Annotated in this window: 24 protein-coding genes; 11 read left to right on the top strand and 13 right to left on the bottom strand. The window is 69.3% G+C overall.

Annotated features, from left to right (window positions below):
* Positions 1 to 54 precede the first annotated feature (54 nt).
* Together BLU77_RS18335 and BLU77_RS18330 are read right to left on the bottom strand one after the other, a co-directional pair.
* Complete coding sequence (locus BLU77_RS18335; RefSeq protein ID WP_089774502.1) at positions 55 to 909, bottom strand: DUF3027 domain-containing protein; 855 nt, start codon at positions 907 to 909, stop codon at positions 55 to 57.
* A 10-nt stretch (positions 910 to 919) separates the two neighbouring features.
* Entirely contained in the window at positions 920 to 1,303 is a 384-nt protein-coding gene (locus BLU77_RS18330; protein WP_089774500.1) for a cold-shock protein, read from the bottom strand.
* 177 nt (positions 1,304 to 1,480) lie between these two features.
* On the opposite strand from BLU77_RS18330, the gene BLU77_RS18325 reads away from it, so the two are divergent.
* Positions 1,481 to 3,838 (top strand): helicase-associated domain-containing protein, encoded by a 2,358-nt coding sequence (locus tag BLU77_RS18325; protein ID WP_175477211.1) that lies wholly within the window; start codon positions 1,481 to 1,483, stop codon positions 3,836 to 3,838.
* 84 nt (positions 3,839 to 3,922) lie between these two features.
* On the opposite strand, the gene BLU77_RS18320 is transcribed toward BLU77_RS18325, so the two are convergent.
* The 4 genes from BLU77_RS18320 to BLU77_RS18305 all read right to left on the bottom strand — a co-directional run bounded on the left by BLU77_RS18320 (position 3,923) and on the right by BLU77_RS18305 (position 8,350).
* The gene (locus tag BLU77_RS18320) at positions 3,923 to 5,233 is read right to left on the bottom strand and encodes an alpha-L-fucosidase (RefSeq protein ID WP_089774496.1); all 1,311 of its coding nucleotides are present in this window, start codon (positions 5,231 to 5,233) and stop codon (positions 3,923 to 3,925) included.
* 84 nt (positions 5,234 to 5,317) lie between these two features.
* On the bottom strand, positions 5,318 to 6,121 hold the full coding sequence (locus BLU77_RS18315) for a carbohydrate ABC transporter permease (protein WP_245708937.1): 804 nt from the start codon (positions 6,119 to 6,121) through the stop codon (positions 5,318 to 5,320).
* A gap of 64 nt (positions 6,122 to 6,185) precedes the next feature.
* Positions 6,186 to 6,992: a carbohydrate ABC transporter permease gene (locus BLU77_RS18310; RefSeq protein WP_089774493.1), complete on the bottom strand. Its 807-nt coding sequence runs from the start codon at positions 6,990 to 6,992 to the stop codon at positions 6,186 to 6,188.
* 116 nt (positions 6,993 to 7,108) lie between these two features.
* Positions 7,109 to 8,350, bottom strand: coding sequence for an ABC transporter substrate-binding protein (locus BLU77_RS18305; protein ID WP_175477210.1), 1,242 nt, complete (start codon positions 8,348 to 8,350; stop codon positions 7,109 to 7,111).
* 275 nt (positions 8,351 to 8,625) lie between these two features.
* On the opposite strand from BLU77_RS18305, the gene BLU77_RS18300 reads away from it, so the two are divergent.
* On the top strand, positions 8,626 to 9,639 hold the full coding sequence (locus BLU77_RS18300; RefSeq protein ID WP_175477209.1) for a LacI family DNA-binding transcriptional regulator: 1,014 nt from the start codon (positions 8,626 to 8,628) through the stop codon (positions 9,637 to 9,639).
* Between the two features lie 190 nt (positions 9,640 to 9,829).
* On the top strand, positions 9,830 to 11,479 hold the full coding sequence (locus tag BLU77_RS18295; protein ID WP_089774488.1) for a DNA repair helicase XPB: 1,650 nt from the start codon (positions 9,830 to 9,832) through the stop codon (positions 11,477 to 11,479).
* 125 nt (positions 11,480 to 11,604) lie between these two features.
* Here the strand turns inward: BLU77_RS18295 and BLU77_RS18290 are convergent, their stop codons facing one another.
* The gene (locus BLU77_RS18290) at positions 11,605 to 12,324 is read right to left on the bottom strand and encodes a CGNR zinc finger domain-containing protein (protein WP_089774486.1); all 720 of its coding nucleotides are present in this window, start codon (positions 12,322 to 12,324) and stop codon (positions 11,605 to 11,607) included.
* A 126-nt stretch (positions 12,325 to 12,450) separates the two neighbouring features.
* On the opposite strand from BLU77_RS18290, the gene BLU77_RS18285 reads away from it, so the two are divergent.
* Entirely contained in the window at positions 12,451 to 13,005 is a 555-nt protein-coding gene (locus tag BLU77_RS18285) for a carboxymuconolactone decarboxylase family protein (RefSeq protein WP_089774484.1), read from the top strand.
* 381 nt (positions 13,006 to 13,386) lie between these two features.
* Here the strand turns inward: BLU77_RS18285 and BLU77_RS18280 are convergent, their stop codons facing one another.
* The gene (locus BLU77_RS18280; protein WP_245708936.1) at positions 13,387 to 14,121 is read right to left on the bottom strand and encodes a type 1 glutamine amidotransferase; all 735 of its coding nucleotides are present in this window, start codon (positions 14,119 to 14,121) and stop codon (positions 13,387 to 13,389) included.
* A gap of 148 nt (positions 14,122 to 14,269) precedes the next feature.
* Here BLU77_RS18280 and BLU77_RS18275 point away from each other — a divergent pair, with 148 nt between their 5' ends.
* Entirely contained in the window at positions 14,270 to 16,324 is a 2,055-nt protein-coding gene (locus tag BLU77_RS18275; protein ID WP_175477208.1) for a TPM domain-containing protein, read from the top strand.
* Between the two features lie 68 nt (positions 16,325 to 16,392).
* On the top strand, positions 16,393 to 17,130 hold the full coding sequence (locus BLU77_RS18270) for a PspA/IM30 family protein (RefSeq protein WP_089774481.1): 738 nt from the start codon (positions 16,393 to 16,395) through the stop codon (positions 17,128 to 17,130).
* 78 nt (positions 17,131 to 17,208) lie between these two features.
* On the opposite strand, the gene BLU77_RS18265 is transcribed toward BLU77_RS18270, so the two are convergent.
* Positions 17,209 to 18,468, bottom strand: coding sequence for an RNA polymerase sigma factor (locus BLU77_RS18265; RefSeq protein WP_089774480.1), 1,260 nt, complete (start codon positions 18,466 to 18,468; stop codon positions 17,209 to 17,211).
* Entirely contained in the window at positions 18,465 to 18,839 is a 375-nt protein-coding gene (locus tag BLU77_RS18260; protein WP_089774478.1) for a YciI family protein, read from the bottom strand. The genes BLU77_RS18265 and BLU77_RS18260 overlap by 4 nt, the downstream gene beginning before the upstream one ends.
* Positions 18,840 to 19,008: 169 nt before the next feature.
* On the opposite strand from BLU77_RS18260, the gene BLU77_RS18255 reads away from it, so the two are divergent.
* The 5 genes from BLU77_RS18255 (at position 19,009) to BLU77_RS18235 (ending at position 23,448) form a co-directional block, all read left to right on the top strand.
* Positions 19,009 to 20,268: an MFS transporter gene (locus tag BLU77_RS18255; RefSeq protein WP_089774476.1), complete on the top strand. Its 1,260-nt coding sequence runs from the start codon at positions 19,009 to 19,011 to the stop codon at positions 20,266 to 20,268.
* 9 nt (positions 20,269 to 20,277) lie between these two features.
* A complete protein-coding gene (locus tag BLU77_RS18250; protein ID WP_089774474.1) occupies positions 20,278 to 20,850 on the top strand; it encodes an NYN domain-containing protein in 573 nt (190 codons plus the stop codon).
* A gap of 64 nt (positions 20,851 to 20,914) precedes the next feature.
* On the top strand, positions 20,915 to 21,652 hold the full coding sequence (locus BLU77_RS18245; RefSeq protein WP_089774472.1) for a response regulator transcription factor: 738 nt from the start codon (positions 20,915 to 20,917) through the stop codon (positions 21,650 to 21,652).
* Positions 21,642 to 23,072, top strand: coding sequence for a sensor histidine kinase (locus BLU77_RS18240; protein ID WP_245708935.1), 1,431 nt, complete (start codon positions 21,642 to 21,644; stop codon positions 23,070 to 23,072). The genes BLU77_RS18245 and BLU77_RS18240 overlap by 11 nt, the downstream gene beginning before the upstream one ends.
* Before the next feature lie 73 nt (positions 23,073 to 23,145).
* The gene (locus tag BLU77_RS18235) at positions 23,146 to 23,448 is read left to right on the top strand and encodes a nucleotidyltransferase family protein (protein WP_245708934.1); all 303 of its coding nucleotides are present in this window, start codon (positions 23,146 to 23,148) and stop codon (positions 23,446 to 23,448) included.
* Between the two features lie 39 nt (positions 23,449 to 23,487).
* Here the strand turns inward: BLU77_RS18235 and BLU77_RS18230 are convergent, their stop codons facing one another.
* The 3 genes from BLU77_RS18230 to modA are packed head-to-tail and all read right to left on the bottom strand — an operon-like array spanning position 23,488 to position 26,209.
* A complete protein-coding gene (locus BLU77_RS18230) occupies positions 23,488 to 24,618 on the bottom strand; it encodes a sulfate/molybdate ABC transporter ATP-binding protein (protein ID WP_245708933.1) in 1,131 nt (376 codons plus the stop codon).
* Complete coding sequence (locus tag BLU77_RS18225) at positions 24,615 to 25,430, bottom strand: ABC transporter permease (protein ID WP_089774465.1); 816 nt, start codon at positions 25,428 to 25,430, stop codon at positions 24,615 to 24,617. Before BLU77_RS18225 ends, BLU77_RS18230 begins: the two co-directional genes overlap by 4 nt.
* Positions 25,427 to 26,209: a molybdate ABC transporter substrate-binding protein gene (gene modA / locus BLU77_RS18220; protein ID WP_089774462.1), complete on the bottom strand. Its 783-nt coding sequence runs from the start codon at positions 26,207 to 26,209 to the stop codon at positions 25,427 to 25,429. Before modA ends, BLU77_RS18225 begins: the two co-directional genes overlap by 4 nt.
* Position 26,210 lies beyond the last annotated feature (1 nt).

Genomic DNA, 26,210 nt, shown 5'->3' with positions numbered 1-26,210 from the left:
TCGACCCTGCGCCATACCAGAGTATCGAACGACTGTCACGGCCGCCGGTGGGGACTACTCCGCCGTGGTCTCGCTCCCGGCGTCGGCGTCGCTCGCGCCAGTTGACGCATCGTCCGTCGCACCCTCGGTGGTCACGACGTCCACGCCCTGCTCGTCCACGACCAGATCGCTCTGCGTCCACTCGTGCGCCTGCGGGGCGACGTCCGTCTCGGAGTGCGCACCGCAGCCGTGGTCGAGGGAGACCACCTTGCCGTCGTCAGGCGACCACTCGTTCGCGCAGACGCCGAAGAGCTGACCGAGGGACCCGCCCAGCGGGACCACGAAGCCGCAGGCGGCGCAGGACTCGTCCGAGGCACGTGCGCCGGCGGACTCGGGGCCACGCGACCCGGAGTACCAGCGCGATGCGGCAGCATCGAGGGCCTTGGCGTTCATCACACGGTCGCGGCCCAGGCCCAGCTCGACGATCGCGAGCCGGTCCTGCTCGGGGTCTCCGCTGGCCACATAGCCGCGCTCGAGGCGCTCATCGTCGGCCACGTGCGGGAGTCGATCGGTGGGGCTGAGGTCCCCCGGGGAGAGTCGTTCCGCCCACGGAAGCCATGCCGGGGCCAGGATGGCTCCCTCGCCCGGGAGGAGACCGCTCTCGCAGACCGTGGCGGTGCGGGACCTCGGCGCCCGGGAAAGGGTCGCGTACCAGCGCCATCCGCGGTACCCGGGCATGGTCGCCTCGAACCAATGGATACCGAGTCGTTCGGACTCGACCTCGAACCCGAGGTGCTCGCCCACGCCGTCAGCGGTCTCGGTGAGCGCGGTCCGCGCCAGCTCGACGGCTCCTTCGAGCACGGCGTCCTTCGTCACGCGGCGGGTCGAGCCGGTCGAGCCGGCGCCTGGGGTGAAGGTAGGTGTGGTCATACTCTCCGCCTCACGCGTCGAACTCGTCGGCCACGGCACGCAGCACCTTGGCCAGTCGGGCGGCTTCGGCCTTCTCCGGGTATCGGCCCGAACGCAGCCGGCCACCCGCGTGGTCCAGCGACTTGATGAGGTCCTCCACGATCGTGGCCATCTCATCCGCAGGGCGACGGCGCGCCCGCACCACCGAAGGCACGGGGTCCAGCAGCGTCACCGAGAGCGCCTGCGGCCCCCGCCGCCCGTCTGCCACGCCGAACTCCACCCTGCTCCCCTTGCGCGGGGCAGCGGCGTCCGCGGGCAGCGCGGAGGCATGCAGGAATACCTCTTGGCCGTCGTCGGCGGCGATGAAGCCGAAGCCGCGGTCGGCGTCGTAGTACTTGACCTTGCCGGTAGGCACGGGGATCTTCCTGACTCTTGATGGGATCGAACGCATGGGTACGCCGAGCGCACCCATGAGGCTCAAGTTTACCGGTCGCAGCGGCACACCCACGACCGCTTTTCGCCATCGCGGTCCGTACTGGCTGCACCGCTCGCGAGGGCAGCCGGTATCCACCGGACCACTAAGATGGTGCGGATGCCCTCAGGTGCTGCCAGTCCCCCGCCCGACCTCGCCGAGGTCCTGCGGGAATGGGACGACGATCGGCTCGCGTCGCTGCTGCGCCGCCGGCCCGATCTCGCTACCCCTCCGCCGACGTCGATCACCGCTCTGGCCAGCCGTGCCGGAGCACGAGGCTCCGTGGCGCGCGCGCTCGCAGACCTCGATGCGCCCACGGTGGCTGCCGTGGAGGCGGTGGTGTTGTTGCACCAAGGCCGGCGATGCCGACCGGCGGACCTCGAGCACGCGCTCGGCGCGCCCGTCGGCCCGCTCGTGAGGCTTCTGCTGGACCTCGCCCTGCTGCTCGACGTCGACGGTTCGCTGGTGCCGGTCCCGATGGTCGCCGACGTGGTCGGGCCGTCGCCATTGGGGCTCGGGCCGACTCTGGCCGAGCTCGGGGTGGCAACCGATGCGGGCTGGCCGACGACCGCCCGCGCGCTGACCACGGTGATGTCCGATGCTCCCGAGAGCGCTCGGCGAATGCTGGATGCCCTCACCTGGGGTCCGCCCGTGGGGACGGTGGCGCATGACATCCCCGCCGGGGCACGCTGGCTGCTGGACTCCCCCGTGCTGCACCGTCGCACCGGGACCGAACTCGTTCTGCCCCGCGAGGTCGGCATTGCGGCGCGCGGCGGACGGCTGGTCCGCGAGCTTCCTCTCTCCCCGCCCTTGCCGGACACCGCCTATCGGAGGCCGGAGTCGGTCGCTGCCGAGTCGGTGCGCACCGCCGAGGACACGCTGGCCCGGCTGAGCGCAGTGATCGAGGCGTGGGGCCGCAACCCTGCCCGCGTACTCCGCGCCGGTGGCGTCGCCGTGCGGGACCTCCGACAGCTGAGCGCTCAGGCGCAGATGACCGCTGCGGAGGCCACGTTCACTGCGGAGTTGGCTGCCCGGCTCGGCCTCATCGGCCGGCTGCACGACGACGACGGCTCGTCCTGGGCTCCGACGCCCGAGGCTGACCTGTGGCCCACGAGCGACATCTCGGCGCGATGGGCCGAGATGTCCCAAGCGTGGCTGACCTGGCGCCGCGCACCGTGGCTGGCCGGCACCCGAACGGACAAGGGAGCGCTGCGGGCCACCCTGGGCCCAGACCTGGACCGAACCTGGGCCCCCACGTTGCGCCGTCGGGTGCTCGCTACTCTGGCCGCGTGGCCACCAGCCAGCGCGCCCGAAGCAGGTCAGGTGCGGGACCGACTCACCTGGTTCAGCGCCCGCTCGGTCCCGCCGGAGTCGGCGGTGGCCGCGGTTCTCGACGAGGCGGCTGCCCTCGGGTTGACCGGCGCGGGCGCTCTGACCGACGCCGCGCGTACCCTGCTCACCGAGCATGGGCACGCCCAGGGCGGCATCGACTTCGAACGCCCGACCGACGCGTCGGGAACCATCCTGCCGGAACGCTCTCCCCAGCGGGAGCGGGAGGCGACCACACGCATCGGTGCGGCCTTTGCCGCGTCCCTGCCACCCGCCGTCGAGGACCTGATCGTGCAGGGCGACCTGACCGGAATCGTCCCCGGACGACCAGGACCAGCGTTGGCCGCGCTCCTGGCGGAGGCGGCGGAGGTGGAGAGCCGAGGGGCCGCCGTCACGGTGCGCTTCACGACGGCGTCCGTGCGCCGGGCGCTCGAGGCAGGCACGAGCGCTGAGGGCCTGCTGGAGCGGCTACGCGCGGCCTCCCGGGCACCCCTGCCCCAACCGCTGGAATACCTGGTGCGGGATTCGGCGCGTACGCACGGGCAGGTGCGGGTCGGGTCGGCCCGGTCCTACCTGCGGGTGGACGACCCGGCGACCGTGGCGTCGCTGGTGGCCGATCCCCGGCTCGCCACGCTGGGCCTGCGTTCGATCGCACCCACGGCGATCATTTCCCGGGCGGACCCGAGTGAGCTGCTCGAGACGCTCCGGGAAGCCGGGGCCGCTCCGGTGCTGGAAGGGCCGGACGGGTCGGTGATCACGGTGCCCAGCCCGCGTGCCCGCGCCGCGCGAGCTGCCCAGCCCGCCGCGGCAGACGACCAGCCCCGTGCATCGGTCGCCGACGTGGTGGCGCACATGCGCAGCGGGGAGGACCGTGCACGGCGGCTGCTCAGCGAGCGTGCCGCGCAGGACGCTGCACCCGTGGAGACCTTGGAGGCGTTGCGCCTGGCGGCGAAGGCCGGCACCGAGGTGGAACTGGTGGTGGCAGGGGCGCATGGTGGGGCGCAGACCCGGGTGGTGCGGCCATTGACCGTGGACGACGGACGGGTCCGGGTGGTGGACGTGCGCCGGGACGCCGAGATCACGGTGGCCCCGCACCGGATCGTGGCGGTGCGACCGGTGCAGAGGGGTAGCGCCGAGCCAGTGGACTGACCGATCTCAACGGAGGTCAACTACAGCGCCCGCGTCACACTCGGCGCCGCCGTCGCACGCTGGTCGTGCGACGGCGGCGGGAGGTCAGCGTCGGGCCAGCGCGACGGCAGCAGGCCCCTCGGCCAGGCCTTTGACCCGCAGCACCGTGCCGTCGGCCGTCTGTTCGACCGTGGTGTCCCCCGACAGGACGCGTGAGCGCTCGACGTCAACGCCGTCACTGTCGAGCAGGTGGTCACCCACGGTGTCGACGAAGGTGATGCGCTCGGTCGGCGTCCACCACTGCCGCGACCATGCGGTGCCCTCGTCCGCGGGCGCCTGGATGCGCTCGACCACCTCGGCGGGCCCGGCAAACGGCTCTCGCCAACTGCCGAATCCCTCGAGGGATGCCCGCTGCATCGGAGGGATCAGCCCTTCCGCGGTCGGTCCGACGTTGACCAGCAGCCGGCCGCCCTTGGAGACGACGTCCACCCAGTGCTTGGCGAGACCAGCTGCGTCGAGCGAGTGCTCCGCAGTCTCGAGCCGGTTGTACCCGAACGACCAGCCCAGGCCACGGTTGTTCTCCCACACTTCCTTGGCCTCGTTCTCGCTCATGGCCGAGTACTCGGTGGTGGCGACGTCGTAGTACGTGTCACCCCAGCGATCGTTCACCACACCGTCGGGGTTCGAGGCGAAGTAGTCGACGAAGAGCTGATGCAGGCCGCCCGGTCCGGTGAATTTGCCCTCGTCCGGCCACTCGATGTCGTTCCACAGCACGTCGGGGCGGTATCGGTCGATCAGATCCTGGACGTGCGCGAGCGCGTAGCGGTGGTACTCCAGGTCGCGCGGGCGCAGCGAGTGGACATCGGTGCCGGAGCGGTGCGGCGGGAAGTCTGTGATCGACCAGTCCAGGCCTCCCGAGTAGTAGACCCCGAACCGGAGCCCCTCGGCACGCACGGCGTCCGCGATCGCCCCGACGAGGTCGCGCCTCGGTCCGCGATGGACCGTGTTGCGCTCCCCGGTCCCGGGTGCGTCCCACAGCGCGATGCCGTCGTGGTGCTTTGTCGTCGGGACGACGTAGGCCGCGCCGACACGTTCGAACAGCCTCGCCCAGTCGGCCGGGTCGAACTTGTCCGCGGTCCAACGGTCGAGGAAATCGTCGTACGGGGCGTCGCCGTACTCGCTGACCTGATGCTGCTGGGCAGGGCTGCCGTCGATGCGGATGGTGTTGAGGTACCACTCCGCGTAGGGGTTGTGCGCGAACCAGGTGTCGTCGTCGGCGATCTCGCCAAGGGCGCCGATCGGCTCCGCCCATGCGGGGACCGAGTAGGCACCCCAGTGGATGAAGATCCCGAGCTTGGCGCGGGCGAACCAGGCGGGCAGCGGCCGCTGCAAGTCGGTCCAGGTGATGTCGGTCATGAGACTCTTTCGTCGGTCGGATGGAGTGGGGTGCTCACGGCAGCGGTCAATCCCCCTGCCGTGGGTCGTTCCTGCGGTGGAGGGTCAGCGCCCCCCGAGCCCGGACAGCGCGATCCCTCGAACCAGGTGACGCTGCAGGAGGATGACGATCGCGGCGGTAGGCAGCATCGAGATCGCGGCGGCCGCCATCAGCAATTGCCATTGATTTCCCTGCTGGCCCAAGAAACTGTTGAGCCCGATCGGAACGGTGGCCATCTCCTGGCTGGAGATGATGATGAGCGGCCAGAGGAAGCTGTTCCAATAGGTGATGAACGTGAAGACGGCGAGCACCGCGATCGCCGGCCGAGCGATCGGCGTGATGATGCGCAGCAGCGTCTGCAGGCGAGAGGCGCCGTCGATCAACGCGGCATCCTCCAGCTCCCGCGGCACCGACAGGAAGAACTGCCGGAGCAGGAAGGTTCCGAAGGCGGTGAAGGCCCACGGAAGGATCAACGCCTGGTAGCTGTCCTGCCAACCGAGCTCCTGCATGAGGATGAACATCGGGATGACGAGAACCTCCTGGGGAACCAGCAGGGTGACCAGGTAGAGCGCGAAGAGCGCGCCTCGGCCACGGAACGTCAACCGGGCGAACGAGTACGCCGCGAACACGCTCGTCACGCACACGAGCAGCGTCCCCAGCACCGAGACGATGATGCCGTTGAGCATGAAGCGTCCGAACGGCACGAACGTCCATGCCTCCGCGAAGTTCTGCCACCGCAGCTCGCTGCCCACCAGCGATGGCGGTGAGGCGAACACCTCGCTGCCGGGTTTCAGCGCCGTCGCCAGCATCCAGATGAACGGCAGCATGAAGACGACGAGGACGATCGTCAGCAGCGTCTGGGAGAGCACCGCTCGTGCACGTCGACCCCGTGGCGTCCGTCTGCTATGCGCCACTACGACCGGGACGTGTGCCTCACTCATAGTGCACCCACTTGCGCTGGCCGACGAACTGCACGGCCGTGATCATGGCGATGAGCAGGAAGAGCACCGTCGCCACGGCGGAGGCGGTTCCCAGATCGAAGAGCTCGAACCCGCGCTGGTAGAGGTACATGACGACCGTGGTCGTGGCCACCCCTGGTCCACCGCCCGTGAGCACGTAGGGCTGCGCGAACACTTGAAAAGCGGTGATCAGCGTCATCACGGTCGCGAAGAAGATCGACGGGGACAGCATCGGCACGGTGATCCGGATGAACCTGTGCACGGCGGTCGCGCCGTCGAGCGCGGCAGCCTCGTACAGCTGCTCGGGGATAGCGTCGAGCCCTGCCGAGAACACCAGCATGTTGTAGCCGAACCCCTGCCACACCGACATCGCCACGACCACGGCCATCGCGCTCGACTCACTGCCGAGCGGGTTGAACTGGGCAACTCCGAACAGCGCGGCGATCTCGTGACCGATGCCGTCGGGCTGCAGCAGCAGCCGCCACACCAAGGCGTTCGCCACGATCGGGGTCACGGTGGGTAGGAAGAACATCAGGCGGTAGAAGCCCCGGCCCCGGATTCGCGGTGATATCCACACCGCCAGCCCAAGGGCGAGCACGAAGTTCAGCGGCACGTACCACGCGACGAAGATCAGGGTGTTGCCCACCGACTGCCAGAAGATCGGGTCGGTGGTGAAGATCGTCACGAAGTTGGTGAGTCCCGTGAAGCTTCGCTCCCCGATCACCGGCCACGCGAAGAACGCGATCACCACGGAGGCGACGATCGGTCCGAGGGTGAACATCGCGAACCCCAGACCGCTCGGCGCCAGGAAGGCGAGAGCGGTCCGGGCATCACGGCGCCGCCGCGAACGACGAGGGCGCGTAGGGGGCGGCGTCGTCCCCACGGCCGATGTGGAGGTCACTGCTGTGCGCCCGCCTCGGTCTGGGACTGGACGGTCCCGAGGAAGTCCTCGGCGGTCATGTCGCCGTTGAACGAACTCACCGCGTACTGGTTGAACAGCGAGTTCACCTGGGTGAAGTTCACGGTCGAGCGGAGAGCCTGTCCGCCTTCGCTCGACGCGGCCAGGGCGCCCTCAGCGACCTGAAACGCACCCTGGAAGTAGGCGGGCTGCTCAGCGATCCGTGCCGGATAGGCTCGCCCCATCTCGGCGAGCACCGTCTGGGCCTCCGGACCCGTCAGCACCGAGATGGCCCGTAGTGCCTCCTCCGGATATTCGCACGAAGCGCTGACACCGTACCCGGAACCGGCGACCGGGGTGGCCGAACCCTGGGGCCCGGCTGGCATGACGGCGACACCGAGCTCGAACGAGACCTGCTCGGTCACGTAGGCAATCTGCCATGGACCGTCGACCACCATGGCTGCATCGCCGGAGACGAAGGAGTTGAGCGCGTTGTAGTTGTCGCTCGTCGCAGCAAGAGGCGGCGCGTGGCCGTCCGCAATCAGTTGCTGCAGGAACTCGACCGCCTCGACGAGGGCGGGGTCATCGAGCTGCAGAGAGCCATCCTCCGCGACACCCTGCTCGCCACCGAGGGTCAGCGACCAGGCGTTCGTCACGTCGTAGTTCGGCGTGACCGCGAAGCCGTGACCGTCGTCGGCGGACAGATCGGCCGCAGCGGAGGAGAAGTCCTCGACCGTCCAACCGTTCGCCGGCTCGACGACGTCCGCGGCAGCGAAGGCATCCGCGTTGTAGAAGACCACCAGAGGGCCGACGTCGTACGGCACCGCGTACTGCACGTTCTCAACCTGGGTCCCTTCGACGATCGCGTCATCGAATTCGGACAGGTCGATCCCGGCGGTGTCGAGGGCCGAGTCCTCCAGCGGCAGCAACAGACTGCTGATGCTGCTGGTGCGCGGCGACTGCACACCGAGGATGCAGGCCTCGGTGCCACCACTGGCCTGGGCGGCCAGCCGAGTCCAATAGTCGTTGAACGGCGCCGTCTGCAGCTCGATCGAGAGGTCAGGGTGCTCCTCCTCTACGAGGTCGATCAATGTCTGCAGCGCCTCGGTCTCCGGCGTCGACCCCGCCCACATCGAGAAGGTCAGGGAGGTCGTCACATCGTCGTCGTCCCCGCCGGAGCAGGCGCTCAGGCCCAGCGTGCCCACGAGAACTGCTGCTGAGATTCGTGCGTATCGTTTCATCTCATCCTCTTCTTCGAAGAATGGTCCGGACCCGGGCGGCAGATCCAAGGAACCGCCGGGCCGAGATTGCCGATGGGCTGTCCTGGTGCTCAGATCACCGTATTTGCAATGGTTGTAGACCATAGGTGACAGACCATGAGTTGTCTAGGAGTCGTCGTGAAGCGATGGTTCGTCACCCAGATTCTCAGAGCGTAACGTTTCGCTCTGTAGGGTGGTCGCACCAGCCTGTACCGACCGCAGAGCGCTGCATGCGGCCACACGATTGGAGGGGCGAGGTGTCGACATACAAGGACCTGCAGCGACTCACCGGGCTGTCGTTGGCCACGATCTCGAAGTACTACAACGGGCGATCGGTGCTCGCGGCGAACGCGCGCGCGATCGAGGAGGCCGCGGCGACACTGGACTTCCGGCCGAACACGATCGCGCGCAATCTGAGGTCGGGCCGCTCGCGCACGGTGGGGGTGCTGCTCCCCGACCTGAACAGCTCGTTCTACCTGTCGATCCTCGCGGGTATTGAGCTTCGTCTGCGTCAGCGGGGCGTGAGCATGCTCATCTGCGCAGACCATTCTGCGGAAGGAGGCGTCGGGGACGCGGTCCGGGAACTCGCCGGCCGGATGGTCGACGGCGTCATCACGGTGCCGACGGAGCGAGCAGCGCCAGGTCTGCGGGAGCTCGTCGCGCGGGGGACGCCCATCGTGATGATGGACTGGATCGTCGAAGGCCTCGAGGCCGACGCAGTCATTCTCGACAACCAACACGCCGGCGCGATGGCCATCCAGCAGTTGATCGACCGGGGCCATCGCGATATCGCCTACATCGGTGGGAACGGCTCGCCGACCCTGATCGCGCGCGGAGAAGGCGTCCGGGCACAGCTGGCGCTCCGCGGCCGGCCGGTCCGGGAGGAGTATCTCGCCGCACCGGATCTCTCGGTCGAGGGCGCCCGTGCCGCGATGCAACGCTTCCTGATGCTGGAGGACCGGCCCACGGCCGTCTTCTGCGCCACCGACCTGTTGAGCGTCGGAGCACTCATCGCCCTCAACGAGTCCGGCCTGCGGGTTCCGCAAGATATGTCCTTCATCGGGTTCGACATGTCGAGCCTCGCTCGGTTGACCACACCCGCCCTCGACACCATCTCCCAACGAATCGACGAAATCGCGAGCACCGCCGCAGACCTCATGCTCGCTCGGCTCGGACCGCATCCCTCGCGCGACCCGATCACGGTGACGATGTCCGCGGACTATCACGCCGGTGGTTCGGTGGCAACGCTGCGGGAGCGAGAGTCGGTCTAATCCATTCCAGACTCTCCGTGCCGATCAGAGCAGCACTGCCTCACTCCTCACTCGCCGTGACGAGGCCCTACCTCCAGTAACGGTGTGCGGAGGGCATACCGGTTGAGTCGGTCCCGGGAGCCAGTTGGCTCTGTGGAGCGTGCACGGTGCCCCGATCAGCAGGCTCGCCGACCAGTGAGAGAATGCTCTGATGCCAGACGGCCCCCTCATCGTCCAGTCCGACAAGTCCCTGCTGCTTGAAGTCGACCACGAGCAAGCCGGCGCGTGTCGGCGCGCCATCGCCCCGTTCGCTGAGCTGGAACGCGCTCCGGAGCACATCCACACCTATCGGCTCACCCCGCTGGGATTGTGGAACGCTCGCGCAGCCGGGCATGACGCTGAGCAGGTGGTCGACACGCTCATCCAGTACTCCCGATACCCGGTGCCGCACGCGCTGCTGGTCGACATCGCCGAGACGATGTCGCGGTACGGGCGGCTGCAGCTGATGGAGCACCCCACCCACAGGCTGGTGTTGCACGCGCTCGACGTGCCGGTGCTCACCGAGGTGCTCCGCTCCAAGCGCACCGCCGGTCTGGTGGGTGAACGGCTGGACGAGAGCACCGTCGTGGTGCACCCGAGCGAGCGCGGCCACCTCAAGCAGGTGCTCGTGAAGCTCGGCTGGCCCGCCGAGGACCTCGCCGGATACGTCGACGGTGAGAAGCACGAGATCTCCCTCAACACCGGTGACTGGTCGCTGCGCCCCTACCAGGAGGAAGCGGTGGAGACGTTCTGGCACGGCGGAAGCGGCGTCGTCGTGCTCCCGTGCGGGGCGGGCAAGACGCTCGTCGGCGCCGCTGCGATGGCCCAGTCCGGCACCACCACCCTGATCCTGGTGACGAACACGGTCAGTGCCCGGCAATGGCGCGACGAGCTGGTGCGCCGCACCTCCCTGACGGCGGAGGAGATCGGCGAATACTCCGGCTCCCGCAAGGAGATCCGGCCGGTCACGATCGCCACCTACCAGGTGCTCACCACCCGGCGGAAGGGTGTCTACCCGCACCTGGACCTGCTGGACGCCCGCGACTGGGGGCTCATCGTCTACGACGAGGTGCACCTGCTGCCCGCACCGATCTTCCGCATGACGGCGGACCTGCAGGCGCGTCGGCGTCTCGGCCTGACCGCCACGCTGGTGCGCGAGGACGGACGCGAGGACGAGGTGTTCTCCCTGATCGGGCCGAAACGCTACGACGCCCCGTGGAAGGACATCGAGGCGCAGGGCTACATCGCTCCGGCGGACTGCACCGAGGTGCGACTGGATCTGGCGCACGCCGATCGGATGGCGTATGCGATCGCCGAACCGGAGGACCGGTACCGGCTGGCAGCGACGGCGTCGGCGAAGACAGCGGTGGTGAAGGAACTGCTGAAGAAGCACGCCGGGGAGCAGACGCTGATCATCGGCCAGTACATCGACCAACTCACCGAGCTCAGCGAGGCCCTGGACGCACCGGTCATCACCGGCAGCACCACCGTGCCGGAGCGGCAACGGCTGTTCGAGGCCTTCCGCACCGGGGAGTTGCACACGCTGGTGGTGAGCAAGGTGGCGAACTTCTCCATCGACCTGCCCGAGGCGGCGGTGGCGATCCAGATCTCCGGGTCATTCGGGTCCCGGCAGGAGGAGGCGCAGCGGCTCGGCCGGGTGATGCGGCCGAAGGCGGACGGGCGGACCGCGCACTTCTACGCGATCGTCACCCGGGACACCGTGGACCAGGACTTCGCCGCGCACCGGCAGCGGTTCCTCGCCGAGCAGGGGTACGCCTACACGATCGTGGACGCGGTGGACCTGCTGGGGTCGGGGAAGTAACCCGGACGGTTTCACGCCGCACCGAGCCCTCCCGCCGCACGCCCACGCACACTGTTCGGCTCCGACTCCCCCACCTGCCCACCTCATGGCGAGGTGGATGACTGTCTCCGTAGGGTCCTGCGCGGTCAGTTCTTCGACGCTGTGACTGACGACGGCGCGAGCTCGAGGCACGTCTCTGTTGGGTGCACCGGCGAAGAGGACGGGGGTGGTACCGGCGCGCCTCGCTCCGGATTGGGGCGGCCATGCCGGGCGTAGTAGCGGGCCGCGCGGGCACAGTTGCCGCATGCGTTGGAGCACCACTGGCGGCGGGGGTGGTCCTTGATGAAATAGAGCACGCACCCCGGGGCGAGGCAGGCACGGAGGTCCAGATCGGCCTTGCGGCTGAAGAGCTCGATTCCTTGGGTAGCCAGAGTGGCGACAAGCAGGTCCTCGCGGGCGCCCGCTGGTTCGCGGTCATCGGTGATGCCGCCGTCAGCGCTCACCGTGAGGGTTGGCCAGACGTGGGCGAGGCGAGCGGTCTCGTTGACGACCTGAACCGCTGTTTCAAGGTCGGCCATCGCAGAGACGGGCTGTTCTCTTGGGTCTGCGGTGCGTTCGGCCGCGATTCGCCGCAGCCCGTCGCGGAGTGCACGCACACGCACCAGCGCGTCCTGGCTCAGCACTTCTGCATCGTCCGCAGTCGGCAGGTCCAAGCGCGGCCTGATGGCCTCGATCCATCGCTGGGCGACGTCGGGAGACGCGAGCGCGTCATGGATGCCCTGCCGATTGGTCCAGACCGTGTTCATCAGCTCGACAGGCAGGTGCTGCCCCAGGATCGGGGACGGAGCACTCAGGGGCTTGGCCATGCCCCTACCCTACCACTTCTAATGGATGGATGTCGCTCTAACCATTTGACACGAACCGATGCGATGGTTATGTTCTAACGGTTGCGGACCTAGCAACCCATTAGAAATCCCCCTCAGGAGGTCACAATGACTACGCCGCTCGCCCCGATCGACCCGACAACCGCCTCAGGTGCTGCGAAGGATCTGCTCGATCAGGTCCAGCAGGCACTGGGCGCGACGCCGAACATGACCAAGGTGATGGCCAACAGTCCGGCACTGCTCGGTGGCTACCTGGCCCTGTCCGGCGCGCTGGGCAAGGGCACGATCCCGGCGGCAAGCCGCGAACAGCTCGCGATCGCCACCGCCGAGGCCAACGGGTGCGGCTACTGCCTGTCGGCTCACACCTACATCGGCAGCAACCTAGCGAAGCTGCCCGATTCCGAGCTCGAGGCGGCTCGTGAGGCTGAGTCGGCCGATCCGCACACCGCTGCCCTGCTCACGCTCTCGGAGGAGATCCTGCGGACTCGTGGTCACGTGAGCCAGGACGCGATCGCCACGGCCAAGGCCGCCGGGGTGAGCGACGCCGAGATCGGCGAGGTCGTCGGCAACATCGCGCTGAACGTGTTGACCAACTACTTCAACGTGCTGGCCGGGGTAGAGAACGACTGGCCCGTGGAGGTAACCCCGCGGGCGCAGGGCTGACTCGCAGTGGTGTGATCACGAGGTGCGACCGGAGAGCAAGCGGCAAGCAGGGTGCTCTCCGGTCGCACCTGCGCCGCACTTCAGCGCCCGGCCCGCTCCAGCAGTTGCCGTCAGCCGAAGCGCCCTCCTGGTCGTCATCGAAGACGCGCCCCGCCGACACCTGCGCATCAAACGGCCAACTCCACTCGGCCACCACGACACTCGATATCGAGATCAGCGAGGCATGCGGGAAGTGCGCCACACGCATCCCGCACCCACCAGTCACGGCGGGCAACGCGTAGATGTGCCATCAACGACGTGCGGGCACCCACTGCTCATCGGAGAGCAGATCAGCTCCGCGTCTCAGCACCGCCCCGCCACCGCGACGAGAAGCGTGATAGATCAGGCCGCCCGCTGACGCACCTGCGCGGCAAAACTCGCCCCGAGCTCCTTGGCGAGCATCGCGAGCGCTTCACCGTGCTGGGCGTACCCGGCGGCGAGCTCATCGGCATCGAGTTCTTCGGAGCGGGCCCACTGCCGCATGATGTCCTCATCCGCCTCCGGGTGGAACTGCACGCCGAGGGCGTTGCGCAGCCGGAACGCCTGAAACGGGTACCGCAGCGAGGATGCCAGCCAGGTGGCGCTCTTGGGCAGCACGGTGACCGCGTCATGGTGCATCGACGGCGCTGGGACGTCCCGGCCGAGGGCGTCCATCACGGGCCCGAGCACGGGGTCCTGCGCCGCGTCCGGGCGCATCCGCACCTCGACCACGCCGCGCTCGGGTCCGCTCGGCGCGGCGACCGCCACCTGGCCACCTCCGGCCAGTGCCAGCAGCTGGGCACCGAGGCAGATCGCCAGAGTCGGCACGTCCTGGTCGACCGCGTCCGCGAGCAGGTCTCGGACCGCAGGGAGCCAGGGGTGTGTGTCGCTATCGGTGGCAGCCATCGTTCCGCCCAGGACGATCAGCGCCTCCAGGTCGGCCGCGGCAGGGAGGTCGTCGCCGGCGTCCGGGCGCACGATCTGCACCCGGAGACCGGGCAAGGTGTCGGCGAGGCGGCCGAGGGGCACCGCGTCCTGGTGCTGCACCACGGTCACCACCGGGCCGTCGAACGGGGTGGGGGAATTTGTCTCGGTCACGGCGTGCAAGATAGTCCCGCAATCTGAGAAGCCGGAAATCGCGATGTGGGCCAGGGCACACCCGGCCGTCGACGCGGGCGGTGAGCGCTGCCCATCGATGCTCGTTGCGCCAGGGCCCGTGAGCAGCGAAGATCAAGGAGTGAACCGCATGCTCTCGCGCCTGCTCGCGTGCCTCGGGCTGGCCACTGCCCTCGCCCTGAGCACATTCCTGACGGCGGCCCCCACCTTCGCCGAGGCCCCGTTCCGTGTGGAAGGTCACGTGGAGGATCGCACGAGCGACGGTGTGCTGGCCGGGGGTTCGGCCGAGATCGAAGCGGCCACGAACCGGCTCGCCGAAGAGACCGACTACGACCTGTTCGTGGTGTACGTGGACTCCTTCGACGGGATGGCCGCACAAGACTGGGCGACCGAGAGCGCCGAGCTGTCCGACCTGGGCGTAAACGACGTGCTGATCGCGGTCGCGGTGGTCGACCGCGCCTTCGCCTGGTCGGTCGCCGACGCCTTCCCGCTCAGTGATGCCCAGCTCGAGAACATCGGAGCCGCCATGGAGGACCATCTCGCCGCCGATGACTGGACCGCCGCAGGAGTGACGGCAGCCGACGAGCTACGCGCCGAAGCCACTGGCGGCTCCGGATCCATCATCTGGGTGCTGCTCCTGGTCGGCGTGGTGGTGATCATCGCCGTCTTCGTGGTGCGCGCCGCTCTGCGATCCCGGCGGCGCGCCGCGGCCCGTGCCGGGCGCCAGGTGCAGCACGGGCACGGCGGCCGCCCCGCCACCCCACCACCGGCGCCGGACTCTCTCGAGGGGCGGCTCGCCGGGCTCTCGCTGGAGGAGCTCGAGCAGCGTGCCGGATCGGCCCTGGTCTCCTTGGACGACGCCGTACGCAGCTCCGAGCAGGAGCTCTCCTTCGCCGAGGCCCAGTTCGGGCTGCAGGCCATCCAGGAGTTCCGCACCACCGTGGACGGGGCGAAGCGGCAGCTCAGCGACGCCTTCGGGGTGCAGAACAGCCTGGAGAACACCACCCTGAGCGAGGCCGAGTGCCGCTCCCGGCTCACCCGGATCATCGGGTTGTGCGAGGACGCCGACGCCGCGCTCGACGAGCAGGCCGAGGCATTCGACCACCTGCGCAACATGCAAGAACGGGCCCCGGCGTACCTGGACGAGATCGAGCAACGGGCCACCGAGATCGGCGACACCCTCCCTCCGGCGGAGCACGCGCTGAGCCAGCTCCGGGCCACCTACCCGGCCACCGCCCTGGAGTCGATCGCCAAGGCACCCGACCAGGCACGTCAACTGCTCGCCGCGGCCCAGGAGGCGGTGCGCGCCGGTCGCGGGCAGCTCGCCGAGGAGGACAGGGCGAACGCGGTGGCCTACGCGCGCACCGCCGAAGACGCCCTCGGTCAGGCGGTCTCGTTGATCGATTCGGTGCACCACGGCAGCCTCCAGCTGGCCGAGGCCCGCACCCAGCTGGAGCCGGCACTGGCCTCGATCCGGGCCGACCTGGTCGATGTGGAGCGGCTCGCTCCGCGCGACTCGACCGTGCAGGGCCTGCTCCCCCGTGCGAATGCCGCGATCGAGCAGGCCGAGACCGCCCGCGAGACCGGTGACCCGATCGCCGCCATGGCCGAGATCACCAGCGCGGAGGACGCCCTGGACGAGGCCCTCGCCCCGCACCGGCAGGAGGTCGAGGTGCAGCAACGCGCCACGGCGAAGATCCCGACCGGGGTGCAACGCACCGAGGAGTTGGTCCGCTCGGTGAACACCTACATCGAGACCCATCGAGGCGCCGTCGGACCCCGCGCACGCACCCGCCTGGCGGACGCCACCAGTCTCCTCGCCCAGGCCCGGGCGGCACAGGGCGCGCCGCAGCAGACCATCGGGCAACTCAACCAGGCATGGACAGCGGCATCCCAGGCCCGCGACCTGGCGCACGCCGATGTCCAGCGGTGGGAGTCCTCCCGGGCGGACTCCTACGACCGGTCCGGATTCGGGTACGGGGGCAGTGGCTACGGGCGCCGAGGCGGTCTCGACATGGGCTCCCTCATTCTCGGCGGCATCATCGGTGGAGCGCTCGGTGGTCGTGGCAGTCGTGGGGGCTTCGGCGGCGGGTTCAGCGGCGGTTTCGGCGGCAGCCGGTCCCGCGGTTTCGGCGGCGGCTTCGGCGGTGGGGGCGGATCCCGAGGAGGTGGCGGCCGGTTCTGAGACACCCGCGGGACGCACAGGCACACTGACCACAGACCGATGACCAACTGAAGGGGACGGAAGTCCACATGACGGAGAAGCAGACCATCCTCGGCCGCATCGCACAGCTCACCAAGGCGAACATCAACTCGCTGATCGACCGCGCCGAGGATCCGCAGAAGATGCTGGACCAGCTCGTACGGGACTACACGAACAACATCGCTGAGGCCGAGCAGGCCGTGGCGCAGACGATCGGCAACCTGCGGCTGGCCGAGCAGGACTACAACGACGACGTCGCGTCCGTCCGCGAGTGGGGCAACAAGGCACTGGCCGCCTCCCGCAAGGCCGACGAGCTGCGCCAGGCCGGGGACACCGCTGGTGCCGACCGGTACGACAATCTCGCCAAGGTGGCGCTGACCAAGCAGGTCGGCTTCGAGCGTGACGTCAAGGACGCCGAGCCGATCCTCGCCTCGCAGAACGAGGTGGTGGAGAAGCTGAAGAACGGTCTCGCCGTGATGAAGGACAAGCTCGGTGAGCTGAAGGTGAAGCGGGACCAGCTGGCCGCGCGCGCCAAGTCCGCCGAGGCGCAGGCCAAGGTGCACGAGGCCGTCTCCTCGATCAACGTGCTCGACCCCACCAGCGAGCTCTCCCGCTACGAGGAGCAGGTGCGCCGTCAGGAGGCCATGGTGGCCGGGCACGCCGAGATCGCCGCCAGTTCCCTGGACAACCAGTTCGAGGAACTGGAGGCCTCCGCCGACTCGCTCGAGGTGGACGCCCGGCTCGCCGCGCTGAAGTCCAGCGGTTCGGCCGGTCAGATCGGCGGCTGAGGTCGCGGCTGCACACGCGCGGGCACGGATCACCACTGGTGGTCCGTGCCCTTGCGTAATGGCGGTCAGTTCTCGACCTTAAGTGCCGTCGTCGTGGGTGGTCAGCCGGACCACCTGCTCCTGGAGGTAACGCTGCTCGGGGAGGCTGGTGGCCCGCTTGGCCGCCTCAGTGAACGAAGCACGAGCATGCACGAGGTCGCCGGCGAGCTCGAAGAGGTGAGCCCGGACCGCGTGCCATCGGTGGTGACCAGCGAGGGCACGGTCATCGGAGAGCCGGTCGAGCAGGTCGAGACCCGTACGCGCACCGTGCACCATCGCGACCGCGACGGCCCGATTGAGGGCGACCATCGGGTTCGATGTGAATCCACTCAGGACGTCGTAGATGGCGAGGATCTGCGGCCAATCCGTGTCCTCGGCCGTTGGTGCCTCGGCATGGACGGCGGCGATGGCCGCCTGCAACTGGAACGGGCCTGTGCGGGTACGGGGCAGGTACTGGGACAGCAGCGTGACACCCTCGTCGATGGCGGAGCGATCCCACAACGTGCGGTCCTGGTCGGCCAGCGGTACCAGGCTGCCGTCCGCCCGAGTGCGGGCGGGTCGACGCGCATCGGTCAGCAGCATCAGCGCCAGCAGTCCAGCGACCTCGCCGTCCTCCGGTAGCAGCCGGCGAACCTGACGGGTGAGCCGGATGGCCTCCTCGGTCAGTTCGACGCGGTGCAGGTCCGGACCTGAGGACGCGACGTACCCCTCGTTGAAGATCAGGTAGAGCACGTGCAGCACCGCGCCGAGGCGCTCACGCACCACGGCGGCGGACGGTGTCTCGAAGGTGGCACCGGCCGCTCTGATCTGCTGCTTCGCGCGACTGATGCGCTGGGCCATCGTTGCCTCGGGGACGAGGAACGCGCGCGCGATCTGTGCCGTGGTCAGCCCACCGACGGCCCGCAGCGTCAGCGCGATCCGGGAGGTGGGGGTCAGCGCAGCATGGCAACACATGAAGAGCAGTGCGAGCGCATCGTCGCTTGCCGTGGTCGCGTCCGCGGGCGGAGCGACCTGTTCGTCGTCCGGCACCCGCGTCGCGACCACGGTCTCGCGCCGGTGGCGCGACATCTCCTGGCGGATCTGGTCGGTGAGCCGGCGCGAGGCAACAGTCAGGAGCCAACCGAGCGGCTTCTCCGGCACACCCCGAGCACGCCACCGCGCGTCGGCTTCGATCATGGCCTCCTGCACGGCGTCCTCGCACATGTCGAATCGGCCGCGGTGCCTGACCAGGGCGGCGAGCGCCTGCGGGGCCAGCTCCCGCAGGGTCGCCTCGACTACGCCCGGTTCTGGCGTCGTCACATCTCCAACCCCGCGAGGTCCATCGCGGGCCTGATCTCGACCCGATCCCACGTGGCATCCGGGATCCGTGCCGCGATCTCGGTGGCGCGCTCGAGATCGTCGCAGTCCACGAGGTAGTACCCCGCCACGAACTCCTTCGCCTCGGCGTATGGCCCGTCAGTGCTGGCGACGACGTCGCCGCGCACCCGCACTGTTCGGGTCGTCACCGGATCGGCCAGTGCCGCCGACACCACGAGTTCTCCCGATGCGAGCAGGTCGGCATCGATCGCACGGTGCTCAGCGGCGGAGGCCTGGGCCAGCGCATTCTGCTGCTCGGGCGGTAAGGCATCCCAGTTCTCCGGGTTGCTCCAGATCATCAGCATGAACTTCATCGCGACTCCTTCGTTCGGCGACGCCGGGCCGGCGTCTCTTACCGGGACATCGGTGCCGCCGACCCGTTCTCGACATCGTAGAGGGGACGTGCGGGCGCCAATGTCGAGACCGGCGCAGCAGCATCGATGTGTCTGTGACGGCGATCCACCACCGAACCGGGAGTGCATCATGACTTCGCAGCAACGGACCACAAGCCCACTGAGCAAGCGTCTGCGCCCCTTGCACGTGGCCGCGTTCCTCCAGGGAATCGGCTTCTGGGTGCCTGTGGAGAAGCTCTTCATGAGCGAGATCGGGTTCACCCCCGCGAGCATCGGCATGATGGCGGCTGCCTACGCGATGGTCGTTCCGCTGCTCGAGGTGCCCTCCGGCGTGCTGGCAGATCGATGGAGCCGCCGTGGGGTCCTGATCATCGCCAGCGTGGCGCTGGTGGTGAGCGCATTGCTGGGCGGCCTCAGCCACGACCTGCCGATGTATTTCCTCAGTGCGCTGGTTCTCGGCGTCTACTTCGCCATGTTCTCCGGAACGATGGACTCGGTGGTCTACGACACGGTCCTCGAGGAGACCGGGCACAGCGAGGCGTACGAGCGGCACCTCGGCCACAACCGGCTCGTCAACAGTCTCGCCATGGTCAGCAGCGCGCTCGCCGGCGGAGCTCTCGCCGAGCTCCTGGGAACGCGGGTGACCTACCTGATCACCGTGCCCGTGGTGGCACTGTCGATCGTTGCGCTGCTCCGGTTCGTCGAGCCACAGCTTCACCTCGCTGCGGAGCGCACGCCGCTGCGGACTCACCTGATGCAGACCTGTCAGGCCCTGGCCAACCGCGGTCGCATGATCCCGATCGTGACTCTGGCCGTACTGACCGCGCTCATGCTGCAGATGATGCTGGAGTTCTCACCGCTGTGGCTCGTAGTCCTGGCCGCGCCGACCTTCCTCTACGGACCACACTGGGCGGGCATCGTCGGGTCGCTCGGACTCGGTGGAGTACTCGCCGGCCGAGTCGACCTGGACCGGCCACGAACCGCAGCCGTCATCGCCGTGCTGATGACCGCGACGGGCGTGACGCTCGCCGTCACCGGCCAGGTCGTTGTCGTCGTCGCCGCGCAGATCCTCTTGGTACTGCTCATCGTCGCCGCCAGCATCCACGTCTCCCGGATGCTGCACGACGCCGTCCCGTCAGCGGTCCGTTCGGGTGTGGCGTCCGGTGTGAGCACCCTGTCCTGGATCGTTTTCCTCCCGGTCGCCGCAATCTTCGGTGTGATCACCGAGACCGACGGGGTCCACACCTCCGGCTGGATCATCACAGCGCTCGCCATCGCCGCTGGTGCGAGCCTGGTCGTTGCCGCACGGTGCCGATCCGCGCGCGACCTCAACGGCGCGGTGAGCAGCCCATCGGCCGACCGTGACCTGGCGACGGAGCCGAGCATCTAAGGTGGGCCCATGTCGCAGACCCCCGAGGGCCCCCGCACCTACCTGCTGGTGGACGGTGAGAACATCGACGCCACCCTCGGGATGAGCGTGCTGGGCCGCCGCCCGAACCCGGAGGAACGGCCCCGCTGGGATCGCATCACCGAGCATGCCCGCTCCCGCTGGGGCAACCCGGTCACTGCGTTGTTCTTCCTCAACGCCACCAGCGGGCAGATGCCGATGAGCTTCGTGCAGGCCCTGCTGGCGATGGGCTACCACCCGATCCCGCTCGCCGGCGATGCCAGCGAGAAGGTGGTCGACATCGGTATCCAGCGCACCCTCGCCGAGTTGCGGAACCGCCCCGGGGACGTGCTGCTGGCCAGCCACGATGGCGACTTCCTCCCTCAGGTGGAGGACCTCTTGGACGGCGAGCGCCGGGTCGGGCTGATCGCGTTCCGGGAGTTCGTGAATCACCAGTTCGCCGAGCTCAACGACCAAGGGCTGGAGATGGTGGACCTGGAGGACGACATCCACGCCTTCACCGTGCCGTTGCCGCGGGTGCGGATCATCCCGCTGGAGTCCTTCGACCCGGCACGCTACCTGTAGCACGCCCACCGCATACGCAGCGACTTCTCAGGAAACTCCCAGCCCAGGCGCGCACACTGGTGCTATGAGCACAGCACAGCACCCTTCGTCGTCGGGCACTGAGGCACGCCTCCTGGTGGTGGACGACGAGCCGAACATCCGCGAGCTGCTCTCCGCCTCGCTCCGGTTCGCCGGCTTCGACGTGGTCGTGGCCGCCGACGGGAACGAAGCGCTACGCCAGGTGGAGGCCGTCACGCCCGACCTGATCGTGCTGGACGTGATGATGCCGGACATGGACGGGTTCACCGTGACCCGCCGGTTGCGCGACCGGGGCGTGCACGTGCCGGTGCTGTTCCTGACGGCGAAGGACGACACCGGAGACAAGGTCACCGGACTGACCGTGGGCGGGGACGACTACGTGACCAAGCCGTTCAGTCTGGACGAGGTGATCGCTCGGATCCGGGCGGTGCTGCGCCGCGCACAGGCGGTCGCCGCGCAGACGTCGGACTCGCTGCTGCGGGTGGGCGACCTGGAGATGGACGAGGACGCCCACGAGGTACGCCGTGGCAGTGTGGAGATCGACCTCTCCCCCACCGAGTTCACGCTGTTGCGCTACCTGATGCTGAATGCCGGCAGGGTGCTGTCGAAGTCGCAGATCCTGGACCACGTGTGGGCCTACAACTGGGGTGGGGACGGCGCGATCGTGGAGTCCTACATCTCCTACCTGCGCCGGAAGGTGGATGCCCCGTTCGCGGAGGACTCCGCGAGTGGCCCGCTGATCCACACCAAGCGTGGCGTGGGGTACGTGCTCCGTGAGCAATGAGATGCCGCACACGCCGGTGCTCAAGCGGCTGCCGCTGCGGGTGCATCTGGTGCTCATCATGGGCACGCTGCTCGTGGTGGCGTTGGTGGTCACCGGAGTGGCGACGCTGACGCTGCTGAAGCGGTCCCTCATCGCGCAGGTGGACGACAACCTCGACAACGCCGTCCAGCTGTTGGAGAACCGCGGACCGTTCGATCCGCAGGACGGCCGGAACCAACCGGTGACGAACTACTACGTGCGGATCCTCTCCGCCGACGGCACCACCCTGAGCGACATCCCCGCCACGACCGGCACCGATGCCGTCCCCGACTTCCCGGTCGTCACCTACGAGCAGCTGGACACGCTGGCCGGGAAGACCCAGACGATCGGGTCGATCGAGGGCACCTCGACGTGGCGCATGGTCCTGCTGCGCGGGTCCGTCGGGCAGGAGGCGGTCACCGTGGCTGTCGCGCTCCCAATGGACGACGTGACGACGACTCTCGCCCAGATGCAACTGTTCACCGTGCTCGTGGGCCTGGGGGTGGTGCTGCTCGCCGCCGCCGCCGGGTACGTGGCCGTGCAACGTTCGCTGCGCGGGCTGCGCGACATCGAGAACACCGCCGCCGCCGTGGCCGCGGGCGATCTGAGCCGGCGCGCGCCGGTGACGCCGGAGACCACCGAAGTAGGGCGCCTCGGAGTCTCGTTCAACTCGATGGTGGCGAACCTGGAATCCTCCTTCGCCGCACAGGCGGCCTCCGAGGCCCGGATGCGGCGTTTCGTCTCCGACGCCTCGCACGAGCTGCGTACACCCCTGGCCTCGATCCGCGGGTATGGCGAGCTGTACCGGATGGGTGCGGTACCGACGGAGGAACTGCCCGGCACGATGGGCAGGATCGAGAACGAGGCGATCCGGATGGGGTCGCTGGTCAATGACCTGCTCGCCCTGGCCCGGCTGGACGAGGGCCGCGACCTGCGGCTCACTGAGGTGGACCTCACGGCGATCGCGAACGACGCGGTCGGTGACCTGGGGGCGCTCGATCCGAGCCGGCCGACCGACCTGGTGGCCCCTGGCCCCGTCCTGGTGCAGGGAGACGCGGATCGGCTCCGGCAGGTGGTCACGAACCTGATCGGCAACGTCGTCCAGCACACTCCACAGGGCACCCCGGTGGAACTGCGCACCTACGCCGATGGTCACGACGCCGTGCTCGAGGTGGTTGACCACGGCCCCGGAGTCCCGGAGGCCGATGCACACCGCATCTTCGAGCGCTTCTACCGGCCAGACACGTCCCGCACCCGTACCTCCGGCGGCTCCGGACTGGGGCTGGCGATCGTGGCCACCATCGTGGGCGCGCACGGTGGCCAGGTATCGCACCGCCCCACCCCCGGCGGCGGTGCCACCATCGAGGTGCGCCTGCCCCGCACCCCACCTGGCGCCGCCTAACCCACCCCCCCTTCCCGCGAGTGCGGGCGATCTCGCTCACCAGCTGAGATATGGCCACAATCGGGCGCACCCGGTGACGATCCGGTGCGCTCGAGTGCCCCGGATCGTCACCCCACTGGCACGCATCGACCACGACGAGGTTGCGACGAACCCGAAGCTGTTCGGCTCCGTCGCACGCGGCACCGCGCACCCCGGCAGCGACATCGACATCCTCATCGAGATGGACCCGGCCGACGGCAACCTACTCATGCGCGCCTCCGGGCTCATGGAGGAGACCCGGGAGCTCTTCGGCCGCGACGACATCGACGTGTTCCCGGTGCAACTGCTCAAGCGCCCGATCTCGGCCTCGGCCATCGAGGACGCGGTCGCGCTGTGAGTCGTGACGTCACGCGATGTTCCGCGATTTCGCGCGAGTTCAGCTGCGCCGGAGCGCCAGCCGCTGCGGGTCCAGGCGCACCCGCACCCTCGCGCCCGGCGCCAGCCACGAGGGGTCTACGCGGGCGGGGTCAATATCGGCGAGCAGGTCCGTTCCGGCGTCCGGACCTTTCCCGCCCGGCTCCACACCTGGCACCGCGAGGTCCGCGGACTTCGCGGCCAGGCGCACCCGCACCCCGCCAGCCGCAGGCTCCAGCCATTTGACCATCCCCTCTACCCCGGCCTCCGCGTTCTCCCCCGCCGGGGCGACCGTCACGGCAGCCGGACGTACCCGCACCACGCACGGGCCGCCGTCGGGAATCTGATCGGGAGCAGCGCCGATCGCGCTCACCGGCCACCCACCCCAGGCGGTGTGCACACCCCCGGCCCGCACCACCCCCGGCACCAGCGCCACGCCCACCAGAGCCGCGGTGAACCGGGTGGCCGGGGCGTCCAGCACCTCGGTCACCGGCCCGTGCTCCACCACTGCGCCCTCATGCAGCACGGCCACTTGGTCCGCGAGGAGGGCGGCATCGAGCACATCATGGGAGACCACCACGGCTGTGGTGCCCGTGGTACGCAACTGCTCGGCCAGCACCTGCCGCAGCACGGGAGCCGTTTCCGCATCGAGCGCAGCGAGCGGTTCGTCCAGCAGCAACACGTCCGGCCGGGCCGCGAGCGCCCGGGCGAGCGCCACCCGCTGCGCCTGCCCGCCCGACAATGTGCCCGGCCGGCGCGCCCCGAGGCCATCCAACCCCACCCGGTCCAGCCAGTGCAGCGCCGTCCGGCGCGCCTGGGCCCTCCCGGCACCGGCGCTGCGTGGCCCGAACGCCACATTCTCGAGCACGCTGAGGTGCGGGAACAGCAGCGGGTCCTGCCCGAGCAGGCCAATCCCGCGATGCTCCGGTGGCACCTGTATCCCGCGGGCGACGTCGGTGAGCACCCTGCCGCTGAGCCGGACCGTTCCCTGCTGGGGCGTGAGTAGCCCGGCAAGCAGTTGCAGCAGGGTGGACTTTCCGGACGCATTGGGGCCGACCACCGCGAGCACGCTCCCGGCCGGCACGTCGAGGCTCGCCGACAGGCGGAAGCCGCCCCGCTCGGACTGCACGTCGGCGGCCAGCCCCGTACTCACCAGACCTCCCGACGGCGCCAGTCCCGCAGACCGACCAGGATCACCAGCGCCACCAGCACCAGCAGCACGGCGAGCGCGAGCGCGGCGTCGCGGCTCACGCCGGCGCCGTTGAAGGCGGTATAGATCGCGATCGGGATCGTCTGGGTGCGGCCGGGCGCGTTGCCGGCCACCATCGCGGTGGCTCCGAACTCCCCCACCGCCCGGGCGAACGCCAGCACGGTACCGGCGAGCAGACCGGGGGCAGCCAGCGGGAGGGTCACGCGGCGCAGCACCGTCCAACGGGAAGCGCCAAGCGTCGCAGCCACCGTGGCGTAGCGGGTGCCGGCTGTGCGCAACGCCCCCTCGAGGGTGATCACCAGGAACGGCATCGCCACGAACGTCTGGGCGAGCACCACGGCGGCCGTGCTGAACGGCACGGAGATCCCGACGACGTCCAGCGCCTGGCCGAGCCAGCCCTGCCTGCCGAACAGGTACAGCAGGGCGAGGCCGCCCACCAACGGGGGCAGCACGAGCGGCAGGGTCACCAGCACCCGCAGGGTTGCCGCGAGTGGCCCGGTGGTCCGGGCCAGCACCAGGGCGAGCGGCACCCCGAGGAGCAGGCAGCACCCGACGGCGACCAGTCCGGTGCGCAGGGAGAGGCTCAGGGCGGTCAGGGCTTCTGGGGAGGTGATCGCCGCCGGGGCGCCGGCCCAGTCCACCCGGGGCAGCAGGGCGAGCAGCGGCAATACCAGCAGCGCCACCGCCACCAGCGCGGGCACGAGGAGCACGGGCGGGATGCGACCACCGACGCCGACGGGGGCGCGGGTGCTCACGGCGTGCCGAACCCGTGCTCGGCCAGGACGGCGGCTCCGTCGGCGGACTGCACCAGCTCGAGGAAGTCCGCACCGGCCGCACGTGCCGAGGTGAGGGTGGCGATCGGGTACCGGTTCACCACGTCGGCGGCACCGTCGGGAACGACGGCATCGAGCTGGTCTTCCCGGGCCGCCACATCGGTGGCGTACACGAGGGCGGCGTCGGTGGCACCGGAGGTCACTCGCTCGGCGGCGGCCGTGACGTTCTGTTCCACACTGATCGGTTCCAGGTCCACACCGGCGAGCTCGAGCAGCGTGGTGGCAGCGTCACCGCACGGAACCTCGGGGGCGCACAGCACGGTGTCGATCCTGGTGAGATCCTCCAGACCCGTGACGCCCTCGGGGTTCCCCTCCGGCACGGCGATCACCAGCGTGTTCGTGGCAAAGATCTCCGGTGGGGCGACCAGGTTGGCCTCGACCAGCTGGGCCATCGTGGCCTCGTTCGCGGTGGCGATCACGTCGGGTGCGGCGCCCTCGGCGACCTGGGTGACCAAGGTGGCCGACCCATCGAGCACGGCGGGCGCGACGGCGACCTCGGGATGGTCAGAGGCGTACTGAGCGAGCAGTTCGCTGATCGGGCCGGCCAGAGATGCGGCAGCGTAGACGGTGAGGGTCTGCTCTCCGTCAGCCGGCTCGACCGAACCTGCTCCGGGGCCGGGGTCGGGCACGGCGGAACAGCCGGCCACGCCCGCCAGGGCGAGGGCCACGGCGGCGGCGAGGGGACGCCATCGGGCCTTCATC

The sequence above is a fragment of the Ruania alba genome (assembly GCF_900105765.1).
GTDB lineage: Bacteria > Actinomycetota > Actinomycetes > Actinomycetales > Beutenbergiaceae > Ruania > Ruania alba.
Note: the sequence above shows the minus strand (reverse complement) of the source record. Positions and strands in the feature narration are given on the sequence as shown.